This window comes from Nocardia sp. NPDC057227 (assembly GCF_042669725.1).
GTDB classification, from domain to species: Bacteria; Actinomycetota; Actinomycetes; order Mycobacteriales; family Mycobacteriaceae; genus Nocardia; species Nocardia asteroides_A.
The window spans coordinates 1-11791 of the sequence record NZ_JBHUXA010000037.1 but is presented as its reverse complement, the minus strand read 5'-3'; the positions used below and the strand labels follow the sequence as shown (position 1 = coordinate 11791).

At 71.5% G+C, this 11791-nt stretch carries 10 protein-coding genes, 1 tRNA gene and 1 riboswitch; of the genes, 5 read left to right on the top strand and 6 right to left on the bottom strand.

Annotated features, from left to right (window positions below; all coding sequences use genetic code 11):
• The first annotated feature begins 40 nt into the window (after positions 1-40).
• Positions 41-113: transfer RNA gene (locus ACFUJ1_RS32400), tRNA-Thr, on the top strand.
• 79 nt (positions 114-192) lie between these two features.
• Here ACFUJ1_RS32400 and ACFUJ1_RS32395 read toward each other — a convergent pair.
• Positions 193-1335 (bottom strand): thiolase family protein, encoded by a 1143-nt coding sequence (locus ACFUJ1_RS32395; protein WP_378651130.1) that lies wholly within the window; start codon positions 1333-1335, stop codon positions 193-195.
• 10 nt (positions 1336-1345) lie between these two features.
• Positions 1346-1765: a Zn-ribbon domain-containing OB-fold protein gene (locus tag ACFUJ1_RS32390; RefSeq protein ID WP_233015635.1), complete on the bottom strand. Its 420-nt coding sequence runs from the start codon at positions 1763-1765 to the stop codon at positions 1346-1348.
• A gap of 157 nt (positions 1766-1922) precedes the next feature.
• Between ACFUJ1_RS32390 and ACFUJ1_RS32385 the strand changes: the two genes are divergently transcribed.
• Entirely contained in the window at positions 1923-2414 is a 492-nt protein-coding gene (locus ACFUJ1_RS32385) for an SRPBCC family protein (protein WP_378651129.1), read from the top strand.
• Here the strand turns inward: ACFUJ1_RS32385 and ACFUJ1_RS32380 are convergent.
• Both ACFUJ1_RS32380 and ACFUJ1_RS32375 read right to left on the bottom strand, forming a co-directional pair.
• Entirely contained in the window at positions 2411-2638 is a 228-nt protein-coding gene (locus ACFUJ1_RS32380; RefSeq protein WP_378651128.1) for a hypothetical protein, read from the bottom strand. The genes ACFUJ1_RS32385 and ACFUJ1_RS32380 overlap by 4 nt on opposite strands.
• 92 nt (positions 2639-2730) lie before the next feature.
• Positions 2731-3789, bottom strand: coding sequence for an alpha/beta fold hydrolase (locus tag ACFUJ1_RS32375; RefSeq protein WP_378651127.1), 1059 nt, complete (start codon positions 3787-3789; stop codon positions 2731-2733).
• Positions 3790-4036: 247 nt separating this feature from the next.
• Here ACFUJ1_RS32375 and ACFUJ1_RS32370 point away from each other — a divergent pair, with 247 nt between their 5' ends.
• Together ACFUJ1_RS32370 and ACFUJ1_RS32365 are read left to right on the top strand one after the other, a co-directional pair.
• Positions 4037-4453 carry a DUF2752 domain-containing protein gene (locus tag ACFUJ1_RS32370; RefSeq protein WP_378651126.1) on the top strand — a complete coding sequence of 139 codons (417 nt, stop codon included), beginning with the start codon at positions 4037-4039 and terminating at the stop codon, positions 4451-4453.
• Between the two features lie 33 nt (positions 4454-4486).
• The gene (locus ACFUJ1_RS32365) at positions 4487-4675 is read left to right on the top strand and encodes a hypothetical protein (protein WP_378651125.1); all 189 of its coding nucleotides are present in this window, start codon (positions 4487-4489) and stop codon (positions 4673-4675) included.
• Here the strand turns inward: ACFUJ1_RS32365 and ACFUJ1_RS32360 are convergent.
• Positions 4660-6009 (bottom strand): M1 family metallopeptidase, encoded by a 1350-nt coding sequence (locus ACFUJ1_RS32360; RefSeq protein WP_378651124.1) that lies wholly within the window; start codon positions 6007-6009, stop codon positions 4660-4662. The genes ACFUJ1_RS32365 and ACFUJ1_RS32360 overlap by 16 nt on opposite strands.
• Positions 6009-9962 carry a Pls/PosA family non-ribosomal peptide synthetase gene (locus ACFUJ1_RS32355; protein ID WP_378651123.1) on the bottom strand — a complete coding sequence of 1318 codons (3954 nt, stop codon included), beginning with the start codon at positions 9960-9962 and terminating at the stop codon, positions 6009-6011. The genes ACFUJ1_RS32360 and ACFUJ1_RS32355 overlap by 1 nt, the downstream gene beginning before the upstream one ends.
• Positions 9963-10228: 266 nt before the next feature.
• A riboswitch (SAM riboswitch) is annotated at positions 10229-10342 on the top strand.
• 43 nt (positions 10343-10385) lie between these two features.
• On the opposite strand from ACFUJ1_RS32355, the gene ACFUJ1_RS32350 reads away from it, so the two are divergent.
• Complete coding sequence (locus ACFUJ1_RS32350; RefSeq protein WP_378651122.1) at positions 10386-11702, top strand: aminotransferase class V-fold PLP-dependent enzyme; 1317 nt, start codon at positions 10386-10388, stop codon at positions 11700-11702.
• Positions 11703-11791: the final 89 nt, after the last annotated feature.

Here is an 11791-nt window from a genome sequence, read left to right as displayed (position 1 = left end):
TCCAGGGCCGGGACGATAGACTGCCCTGGCCGAAAGGCACGCCGCCTTAGCTCAGTCGGTAGAGCGCTTCACTCGTAATGAAAAGGTCGCGAGTTCGATTCTCGCAGGCGGCTCAACAGCTGGATATTCTTTCACCCAAGCACGAATTCGGCCCGGTCGCGTACGACCGGGCCGAACTTGTTCTCGACGAACTCAGGTAGTCAGCACCGACGCCGCCGCGGTACCCGGCGCACCGTAGACCTGCGCGAACCCCACCTTCGGATTCCCAGGCACCTGCCGATCCCCGGCGTTCCCGCGCAACTGCTGCACGATCTCGTACACCTGCCGGATCCCGGAGGCCCCGATCGGCTCCCCGTTGGCGAGCAGCCCGCCATCGGTGTTGATCGGCAGCCGCCCGCCGATCTCGGTCGCCCCCTCGGCGAGCAACTTCTCCTGCTCCCCGTCCTTGCAGAAGCCGTTCTCCGCCATGTGGATGATCTCGGCACCGGCGTCCGTGTCCTGCAGCTGGATGACGTCGACGTCGCCCGGCTCGACGCCTGCCGTCTCGAAGGCGGCGCGGGAGGCGTAGACGGTGGGCGAGACGTCCTCGTCGATGGCGGCCCAGGTGCTGTGCACCTCGTAGGCGCCGTAGCGGCGGGTGCGGATCGCGCTGGAGCGCAGGTAGATCGGCTTGGTGGTGTAGCGGGCGGCGAGGTCGCCGCGGCACATGATGACCGCCGCCGCGCCCTCGTCGGGGGAGCAGAACATGTACTGGGTGAGCGGGTAGTTCAGCATGGTCGAGTTGAGGATGTCGTCCTCGGAGATCGGCTTGCGCCGGAAGGCGTTCGGGTTGAGCGCCCCGTTGCGGAAGTTCTTGGCGGCGACCTTGGCCAGGGTGCGCTGCGAGATGCCGTGCTCGTGGATGTAGCGGTTGGCCTTGATGCCGAAGAACTGGGTGGTCACGAACTGGCCGTTCTCCGCGTACCAGGACGGGAGGCCGAGCTTGGCCGGGTCGTCGGTGAAGGCGCCGCGCGGGTGCTTGTCCATGCCGACGGCGATGCCGATGTCGTAGCGGCCGGAGCGGATGGCCTCCGCGGTCTGCTCGATCGAGCTGGCCGCGGTGGCGCAGGCGTTGAACACGTTGGTGAAGGGGATGCCGGTGAGCCCGACCAGGCGGGTGACGGCGTCCGGGTTGCTCACCTCGTAGCTACCGCCGAAGCCGAACTGGATGTCCTTCCACTGCACCCCGGCATCGGTGAGCGCGAGCTGGATCGCCTCGGCGCCGAGCTCGATGGCGGTCTTCTGGAAGCGGCCGAACGGGTGCAGCCCCACGCCGATGATGGCGACGTCGTTCATCTGTCTCTCCTCACTGAACCGGCTGGAAGGCGCAGGTCATGACTTCTTCACCGGCGTCGTCGGTGTACAGCGGGACGAAGGTCAGCTCGACGTCCATGCCGAAGCGCAGCACCTCGGGGTCGGATTCGGTGAGCCTGGCCTCGACGCGCACGTCCTCGCCGAGCTGCACCAGCCCGACGCCGAACGGCTGGAAACTGTCAGCGTTCTCCTTGCCCGCGTAGGGCAGCTTGGGGACGAAGCCCTGCGTGGTCCAGGCGATCAGGGTCCCGCTCCGGGGCAGCAGCAGATCGGTCATCTCCGGGCCGCTGCACCGCGGGCAGCGCGACTGCCGCGGCCAGGTGGTGGCGGCGCAGGTGCCGCACCGGCTCCCGATCAGTTGCGGGTTGTCCTCGGGCCAGGTCGACACCTCTGCCGCAAGCGCTTTGGCCATGCGTAGTCCCTCCTTGTGAGAATTATATTCTCATTTTGGAACTACAGGTTTCCACGAGGGTGCTGCCCAGTCAACCTGCTGTTGCGTTTGCGCTGGTGTGACGCGCGCAAGGGGCCGAGCTGGAAGAGAATCACGTTCTCGAAATATGATCCGGCCCGTGAAGTACACCAACTCGATCGAGATCGCGCTGCCGCGGGAGCGGGTGGCTCAGCTGCTGGCCGACCCGGTGCACATCCCGAAGTGGCTGCGCGGGGTGGTGCGGCACGAGCCGGTGAAAGGGGTGCACGGGGAGCTCGGAACCGAGTCGCGGGTGGTGCTGCGGACGGGTAATCGCGAGGTCGAGTGCACCGAGACGATCACCCGCCGGGAACCGGCGGAGCTGCGGGACATCCCCGCGGAGGTGGTCGTGCACTTCGACCGGGAGATCGTCGGCGCTGGCATGTGGAGCGCCGTGCGGGATCGGCTGACCGAGGCCGGTCCCGAGGCGACGCACTGGGAGAGCGAGAGCGAGTACCGGTTCGACAGCCGGCTGATCCGATTGCTCGGGCGGCTGCTGCCCGGTTCCTTCCGCAGGCAGTCGCAGCAGCACATGCGGGACTTCAAGGCGTTCGCCGAAGAAGGCAGGGACGTCCGGGAGGGAAGCGGCTAACCGCAGCAGAACGGGTCGTCGCAGGGCCGCCCGACCTCACTGCCGTAGACGGCGAACTCGCGCAGCGGCGCGAGCGCACGCCGCGCCGACCAGCGATTCACCCTGCGCAGACCGGCGCGAAACCCGAGCCACGCCTCCGGAACCTCGGTGAAGTCGAACCGCACCTCGCCGTCGACGAACAGGGTGTACATCTCGTGGTCGGGGAACGGATTCAGCCGCGCCACCCACCACCGGCCGTCCACTTCGGCGGCCGCGGGGAAGCAGTGATCACCGGTGCGGCCCCAGCGGACCGCGACCTCGGCTTCGGGAAAAGCGGTCAGCCCGCCACCGCCGCGACCCCGCGCGACATCCCCGCCATCCTGGCGATCTCCGCGTTGAACCGCTCGGCCTCCTCGACGTTCCCGAGGTGCCCGGTCGGCCACACCTGGTAGTCGACCGTTCCGCCCGCCTTGACGATGTGCTGCACGATGGGCCGGGAGAGCCGCTCGGGCAGCAGTCGGTCGTGCTCGCCGGCGATGACCGTGGTCGGCACCGCGGCCAGGTGCGCGGCGGCTTCGCCGAGGTCGAGTTCGGCGAGCGCGGCGGCGTGCAGGCCGCGGGAGAGCGGGCGGCAGGAGCGGACGACGCCGAGCGCGAAGGAGACCTGCTCGTCGGTGGCCCTGCTGGTCATCACCCGGTGCTTGAGTGCGAGCCCGACCGGCCAGACGTCCGGCACCGGTACCGGGGCGAAGAGCAGCGCCTCGGCCAGGAACATGGGCATCCGGACGGCGGCGCCGAGCAGGGTAAGCGGGTTGCCGCCCACCGAGAGCTGCTTGTTCAGCAGCGGCAGCAGGTCGGTCTCGTTCGCGATGTCCTTCGAGGCGGTGTTCGCCAGGATAACGCCCGCCGCGCGGCGGGCGACCTGCTCGGGGTAGCGCTGCGCCCAGGCCTGGATGGTGATGCCGCCCATGCTGTGCCCGACCAGCAGCGCCTTCCGGCCCGGCCGCAGCGTGGCGTCCAGGACGGTGGCGAGGTCGTCGGCGAGGGTCTCGCCGCTCGGCGCGATCCGGCCGAGGTCGCTGTCGCCGTGGCCGCGCTGATCGTAGGAGATCACGCGGTAGTTCTCGGCGAAGGCATTGATCTGCGGGTTCCAGTACTCGATACAGCAGCTCCAGCCGTGGATCAGCACGATCGCGTCGGCATCGGCGGGGCCGTAGGCGTGCACCCGGAGTCTGGCGCCGTCGACAGTGGTGACCGGGAAGACCTCCGGGTCGGCGGCGGGCCGGTTCAGCGAGGCGGAGCCGTAGGTGCGCGAGCGCAGCCCGGCGCGGTAGGCGGCGGTGAGGGGCTCGGCGCCGCGTAAACCGGCGACCGTCCGCATCGACTTGACCAGCATGCGAGCACTCCTTTGTGTCTAACGGCACACCATACGCTGCAAGCAGAGTGCTTGCCAGAGCAAGCGCCGCACTGCGGAAATCCTCGCTCTTGCAGCTTTTATACCCGGATTTCGGAGCCCGATTCGTGTTTTGGACAGCAGATATATTGCGCACGATGAAAGCGGCTTCTTTGTGAGATCCGGCCAAAACCGTCGGGCCGTTACGGTGGCCGATCTTCGGGTATCCGGTGCGCTACCGTTGGAAGCCGTGACTACCGCTACCCGCAGCCGGCTCGGAGTGCTCGCGCCGCTGGCCGTCGCGGGCGCCGGGATCGGCGCGGCCGTGCTGCTGCATGTGCGCGATCCGCACGTCGAAGGCTCCTACGGGGTGTGCCCGGTCTACGCGCTCACCGGGTGGTACTGCCCCGGCTGCGGCGGGCTGCGCGGCACGCACCTGCTCACCGAGGGCGACCTGCTCGGCTCGCTGCACAGCAATATCCTGGTGCTGCCGCTGGTGCTCGCCTTCGTGCTGTGGGTCGCCGACTGGACCCGAAGGGCCTGGCGCGGCGACGCGGTGCGGGTGCCGGGGCTGGAGCGGTGGATGCTCTTGGCGTTCCTCGGGGTGATGACGCTCTACACCGTGCTGCGCAACTCGCCGTGGGGTGGCTGGCTCACCCCGGTCTAGATTCGCGGTCCCCGTGGCGGGAAGGCCACCGGTATGAGCGACACGCTGAAATCCCGGATCCGGCACAAGTTGGAGCGCCAGCTCGCGGAGGACGGCACCCCCGACCCGGAGCACGACGACACCAGGCAGAACGCGGTCCGCACCGATCTGCTCGAGCTCGACGCGGTGGCCGACGACGACCCGCTGGTCGAGGAGTTGGCCGCCCGCTACCTGGCGCCCTGAACCCCGCTGAGCGGCGGCAGCTGGGGGAGCGGCGCGCTGTGCAGCCAGGACTCCCAGAGCGGGCGCAGCGGGAGCGTGGTGTAGTGCCCGGCCAGGTCGGTGAACTCCTCGGTGATCACCGAGGAGTGCCGGTAGCGGGTGGTCCACTCGCGCAGCAGCGCGAAGAAGGCGCGGTCGCCGAGTTCGAGCCGGAGCGCGTGCAGCGCCAGCGCGCCGCGCTTGTAGACCCGGTCGTCGAACATCCGGGCCGGGCCGGGGTCGCCGACGACGATGTCCTGCGGCTGCCTGGCCAGGTTGTGCCGCGCGGCGCGGGCCATCCGGTCGGCGCCGGGGCCGCCGCTCTCCTCGGACCAGAGCCACTCCGCGTAGCAGGCGAAGCCCTCGTGTAGCCAGATGTCGCGCCACTGCCGGATGGTGACGCTGTTGCCGAACCACTGATGTGCGAGTTCGTGCGCCACCAGCCGCTCGGCGCTGCGCCTGCCGTCGCAGTGGTTGGCGCCGAAGATCGAGATGCCCTGCGCCTCGATCGGGATCTCCAGCTCGTCGTCGGTGACGACGACGGTGTAGCCGGCGAACGGGTAGGGGCCGAAGCGCTCGGTGAACAGCTCCATCATCCACGGCTGCCTGGCGAAGTCGTGCTCGAAGGCGGCGCGCAGCCGGGTCGGCACGACGGCGTCCATGGGCACCGGCGCGTGCGCGGGGCCGATCCGGTGCCTGCGGTAGTGCCCGATCTGGATGGTGGCCAGGTACCCGGCCATCGGCTCGGGCTGCTCGTAGATCCAGGTGGTCTGGCTGGCCTTGGTCTGCTTGCCGACCAGGGTGCCGTTGGCGAGCGCGTAGTACGGCGAGTCGGTGGTGATCGCGATGCGGTAGCTGGCCTTGGAGCTGGGGTGGTCGTCGCAGGGGAACCAGGAGGCGGCGCCGTTCGGCTGGCTGGCGACCAGCGCGCCCTCGGTGAGCTCCTCCCAGCCGACCTCGCCCCACGGCCCGCGCACCGGCCGCGGTGTACCGCCGTACTGCACGGTGAAGGTGAGCACGCCGCCCGCCGGGATCTTCTGCTGCGGGGTGACGACGAGCTTGTGGTGCTGGTGCACGTAGCGCGCGGCCTTGACGCCGTTGACGAGCACCTTGGTCACCCGCATGGCCTGCGAGAGGTCGAGCGCGAAGCGGTCGCGGACCTCGGTGGTGACCGCGGTGAGCACGGCCCGGCCGGTGAGCCGGTTGCCCGCCACCCGGTAGCCGAGCTCGAGTTCGTACCGGGAGACGCGGTAGCCCCGGTTGCCGTTCTGCGGGAGGTACTCGTCGATGGGGGCGTCGTAGAACTTGCCGCCCATCACACCGTCCCAGGATCGTTCAGGTACCAGGGGGCGATCGGGTTGCCCCACCAGCGGGTGGAGGCGGGGACGGTGTCGCCGCGCATGACCAGCGAGGCCGGGCCGACGGTGGCGCCCGCCCCGATGGTGGCGGCTGGCAGCGCGACGCAGTGCGGGCCGAGGGTGGCGCCGTCCTCGAGCACGACGGTGTCCATCGCCATGATCCGATCGTGGAAGAGGTGGGTCTGCACCACGCACCCCCGCTCCACCGTCGCGCCGTCACCGAGCGTCACCAAGTCGGCCTCCGGCAGCCAATAGGACTCGCACCATACTCCGCGGCCGATCGTGGCACCGAGTCCGCGCAGCCACAGGATCATCACGGGGGTACCCGTCGCGGCCCTGGCGAACCAGGGCGCGGCAACGGTCTCCACGAAGGTGTCGGAGACCTCGTTGCGCCAGACGAACGAGCTCCACAGCGGGTGCTCGTCGCGCCCGATCCGGCCGACCAACAGCCACTTGGCGAGCACCGCGATGCCGCCTGCCACCGCGCCCGCGATCATCAGCACGATACCGCTGAGCAGCGCGGTCGCCAGGTGTCCCACGGTGCGGGCCAGCGCGGCGAGGCCGAAGAGCACGCCGAGCCCGATGCCGAAGGTGACGAGTACCGGGATCAGCCGGCAGGTCTCGACGGCGGCGCGGGCCAGCCGCAGCCGCGGCGGCGGGTCGAAGGTGCGGGTGGTGTCGGCGTTCTCGGCGGCCCGGCGCAGCCGCACCGGCGGGCTGCCCAGCCAGGACGACCCGGCCTTCGCCTTCGACGGCGCCGCGGAGAGCACCGCGACCAGGCTGTTCTTCGGCACCCGGCGGCCCGGCGCGGTCATCCCCGAGTTGCCGAGGAAGGCGCGCTTGCCGACCTTGGCCTCGCCGATGTACAGCCAGCCGCCGCCCAGCTCGTAGCCGGCGATCATGGTGTCGTCGGCGAGGAAGGCGCCGTCCGCGACGGTGGTGAACTTGGGCAGCAGCAGCACCGTCGACGCCTCGACGCTCTTGCCGATCTTCGCGCCGAGCAGCCGCAGCCAGATCGGGGTGAGCAGGCTGGCGTAGAGCGGGAAGAGGAAGGTGCGCGCGCCGTCGAGCAGCCGCTCGGTGGACCAGACCTGCCAGCCGACCCGGCCGCGCACCGGGTGGTACCCCTCGGTCAGCCCGATGGCGAGCAGCCGCACCGCGACGATGGTGATCGCCGCGTAGACGCCGAGGCTGAGCAGCACCGCGGGCGGCAGCAGCAGGAAGGCGCGCAGCGCGCCCTGGCCGAGCGTGCTGGTGTCGCGGATCATCCAGGCCAGGAAGAGCCCGCCCGCGGTGAGGCCGAGAATCGGCACCGCGGCGAGCCCCATCGAGGTGACGCCGAAGATCGCGACCCAGTGCGGCGCCCGGTCCGGGCGCTGCGTCGGCCAGCGGTGCCTGGCCTTGCCGACCTTGCCCGCGGGCGAGCCGGCCCACTCCTGCCCGGCCTTGACCTTTCCGGCCACGGCGGAGCCGGGCGCCACCTCGGCGCCGCGGCCGATCTTGCTACCGGGCAGCAATACCGAGCGGGAGCCGACGACGGCGCCGGCGCCGACCACGATCGGGCCGATGTGCACGACGTCGCCGTCGATCCAGTACCCGGCCAGGTCCACCTCGGGCTCGACGCTGCAGCCCTCGCCGAGTTCGAGCATGCCGGTGACCGGCGGCAGGCTGTGCAGGTCGACGCCGCGGCCGATCTTGGCGCCGAGCGCGCGGGCGAACGGGACCATCCACGGCGCACCGGAGAGATTCTCCGCGCCGGAGGCCTCGGAGAGCCGGACCGCGGCCCAGAGCCGCAGGTGCACCGAGCCGCCGCGCGGGTAGCTGCCCGGCCGCAGCCCGGCGAGCAGCGTGCGCGCCCCGACCACGCAGAGGGCCATCCGGCCGGGCGGGGAGATGAAGAGCACGAACGCGATCAGCGTCCACCACCAGGAGAGCGCGGGCAGCCACGGCAGCGAGCCGGACCACGCCGCCACATTGCCGACGATGGCGAGCCAGGTGAGCCACTGCAGCCCGGTCAGCGTGGTGAGCGGGACGGTCGCGAGCACCTGGGCGAGCTGCGCCCGCCGCGGGGTCGGGCGGACCGTGCGGTCGACGACGGCGACCGCGGGCGTGCTCTGGTCGAGCAGCTCGGCCATGGCACCGAGCCGGGGGTGGTCGTAGATATCGGCGACGGCGACCGTCGGGTAGCGCTCGCGCAGCGCGGTGACCAGCTGTGCCGCCGCAAGCGAGCCGCCGCCCAGGTCGAAGAAGTCGACGTCGGAACCGGTGATCTCGGCGCCGAGGATCGAGTCCCAGATCCCGGCGATCCAGAGCGCGGTGCCGGTGAGCTCGTTCTCCGGGTCGTCCTCGGCGGCGTTCGGCAGCGGCCACGGCAGGGCGTTGCGGTCGACCTTGCCCGAGGTCCTGGTCGGCATGTCGTCGACGATGGCGAGCCGGGGCACCAGCGGCGCGGGCAGCTGCCCGGCCAGCGCGGCGCGGGCGGCGCGCAGGTCGTAGTCGGTGTCCGGGCCGGTCAGGTAGCCGATCAGGACCTTGTTGCCCGCCTTGGTGGTGCGGATGGCGGCGGCCGCCCCGGTGACGCCGGGCAGGTGCTGCAGCGCGTTGTCGATCTCACCGAGCTCGATCCGCCTGCCGCCAAGCTTGATCTGGTCATCGGCGCGGCCGAGGAAGACCAGGCCCGCGCGGTCGTTGCGCACCAGATCGCCGCTGCGGTAGGCGCGGTCCCAGCCGAGCGTCGGCAGCGGGGCGTACTTCTCCGCGTCCTTGGCCGGGTCCAGGTAGCGGGCCAGGCCGACGCCGCCGATCACCAGCTCGCCGGTCTCGCCCTCCGGCACCGGCTCGCCATCGGCGTTCACCACCACCAGGTCCCAGCCGTCCAGCGGGAGCCCGATGCGCACCGGCGGCTCGCCGGTCAGCCTGGCCGCGCAGGCGACGACGGTGGCCTCGGTGGGGCCGTAGGTGTTCCACACCTCGCGGTCGGTGTCGCGGGCGAGCCGCTCGGCCAGCTCCGGCGGTACCGCCTCGCCGCCGAAGATGAGCATCCGGACGCCGTCCAGCGCCTCCGCGGGCCAGGTGGCGGCCAGCGTCGGGACGGTGGAGACCACGGTGATGCCGCGCCGCATGAGCCACGGGCCCAGGTCGGCGCCGGTGCGCACGAGGTCGCGCGGGGCCGGGACCAGGCAGGCGCCGTTGCGCCAGGCCAGCCACATCTCCTCGCAGGAGGCGTCGAAGGCGACCGAGAGGCCGGCCAGCACCCGGTCGCCGGGGGCGATCGGGTCGTCCGGCAGGAAGAGGTTGTGCTCGGCGTCGACGAAGGCGGCGGCATTGCGGTGCGTCACCGCGACGCCCTTCGGGGTGCCGGTGGAGCCGGAGGTGAAGATGATCCAGGCGTCGTCGTCGGGGGTGGGCAGGTCGGCCCAGCCGCTGTCGTCGGCGGGCGCCTCGGCGGCATCGCGGGTGCCGGGCAGGATGCCGTCGGCGGTGACGATCACCGCCACCTTCGCCTCGCCGAAGACCAGCCGGGCGCGCTCCTCCGGGTCGTCCGCGTCCACCGGGACGTAGGCAGCGCCGCCGTAGAGCACCGCGAGGATGGTGACGTACAACTCTCGATTGCCGGAAGGTAGCCGAATGCCGACGCGGTCACCGCGCCGCACCCCGGCCTCGGCGAGCCGGTTCATCGCCGCCTCGATCTCGACCACGAGTTCCAGGTAGCTGAGCACCGTCTCGCCGTCGTCGATGGCGGCGGCGTCCGGGAATTCCTGGGCGGTAGCGGTGACGATGTCGACGAGCGTGCGCGGGGGCGCGGCGAGCGCGCCGCGGCGCAGCGGGTCGGGGAGCGTGGCCGTGCCGGGCGGCGCCGAGCCGATGGCTGCGGAATCGAGTTCCTCCGGATGGAGCTGTGGTCGGACCATGACGTCCCCACCACCTTTCATCGATGTGCCCACACTTCCCGCTCGTTCTGTCATGTTCGGGTTACCAGCGGGCGAACCCGCCGGCGACCGGTTGTTCACGGTACTCGGCCGGACCGGCATTTGCGCTGGTCGAGCGGGTGCGTCGCTGTTCATCCGGCGTTCATCCGGCGACTCCTGCCTGGTGGGGTGCGCGCCGCGGGCGGGCTGTGATCTTCGCCGGATCCGCCCTTGACAACCCGGGCGTGGCTTTGTCAGTCTTTTCGGCAGGTCATGAGTACCAGCGTTCAGCCCCGGCTTGCTGGTCGGCAACCCTCCTCCGCGGTGGGGTGCTCCGGGTGACGACCGGGCCGTCGTCCGACCGGACGCGGCAAGCGCGGACTCGGCACATCGCTGTTGCGGGTCCCCGAACGTTGGGATGACGTGATGACCGCTGTTCTCGAACCGACCTGTGCCCCGCTCGCGGCGACCTCCGGTGACGACCTCGCCGTCCCGCTGGTGCAGGGCGGCACCGTCGGCTATGCGAACTTCGACTACGCCGCGAGCGCCCCCGCCATCGCCGCGGTGACCGAGCGGGTCACCGCGCTGCTGCCGTACTACGCCAGCGTGCACCGCGGCGCCGGCTACGCCTCCCGGGTCTCCACCGACTGCTACGAGAGCGCGCGCGGCACCGTCGGCGCCTTCTTCGACGCCGCCGACGACCAGGTCACGGTCTTCACCCGCGGGACAACCGACTCGCTGAACCTGCTGGCAGGCTGCGTGCCGGGCGACACCGTCGTGCTCGACATCGAGCACCACGCCAACTTCCTGCCCTGGCTCGCGGGCGGGCGCCGGGTGGTGACCGCGGCCGACACCGTAGCCGAGACGCTGCGCAGGCTCGTCGCCGAGCTGTGCTGCAAGCCTGCCGCGCTGCTCGCCGTCACCGGCGCCTCCAACGTCACCGGGGAGCTGCTCCCGCTGCGCGAGCTGGCCGAGATCGCGCACCGCTGCGGGGCGCGGCTGCTGGTGGACGCGGCACAGCTGGCGCCGCACCGGCGGATCTCGCTGCGCGACACCGGGATCGACTACCTGGTGTGCTCGGGGCACAAGCTCTACGCGCCGTTCGGGTCCGGGGTGCTCGTCGGGCGGCGGGACTGGCTGGACACGGCCGAGCCGTACCTGGCCGGGGGCGGGGCCGTCCGCTCCGTCTCGGTGACCGAGACCGAGTGGGCTCCGGCGCCGCAGCGGCACGAGGGCGGGTCGCCGAACGTGCTCGGGGCGGCGGCGCTCGCCGCGGCGTGCGAGGCGTTGGCCGCGATTCCCGAGGAGCGGTTCGTCGCGCACGAGCGGGCGCTGACCGAGCGGCTGCGGGACGGGCTGGCCGGGGTGCCCGGGGTCGCGCAGCCGCGGATCTTCACCGACAGCGGGGAGGGGGTGGGGATCGTGGCGTTCACGGTGGACGGGTTCGCGCCGGGGCACGTCGCTGCGTACCTCTCCGCGGAGCACGGGATCGGGGTCCGCGACGGGCGTTTCTGCGCGCACCCGCTGCTCGAGCGGCTCGGCTTGCCCGCCGCGCTGCGGGCCAGCGTCGGGGTGGGGACGACCGTGCAGCACGTGGACCGGCTCATCTCGGCGCTGCACGCACTGGTGCGCGGGGAGTCCGTGTGGTCCTACGCCGCCGAGGGCGGGGCGTGGAGCCCGGTCCCCGAAACCCGGCCGCTCGGCGCGGATGCCTTCGGCGCCGCGCCCTGCGCCGGATTCTGACCCCTATTCGGGGCCTCGAGCGGCCGCCTCGACTCGATTGTGCTTCGAGTCGGATGGAGGGCCGGGTCGGCCGGGCCGGACCATCGCCA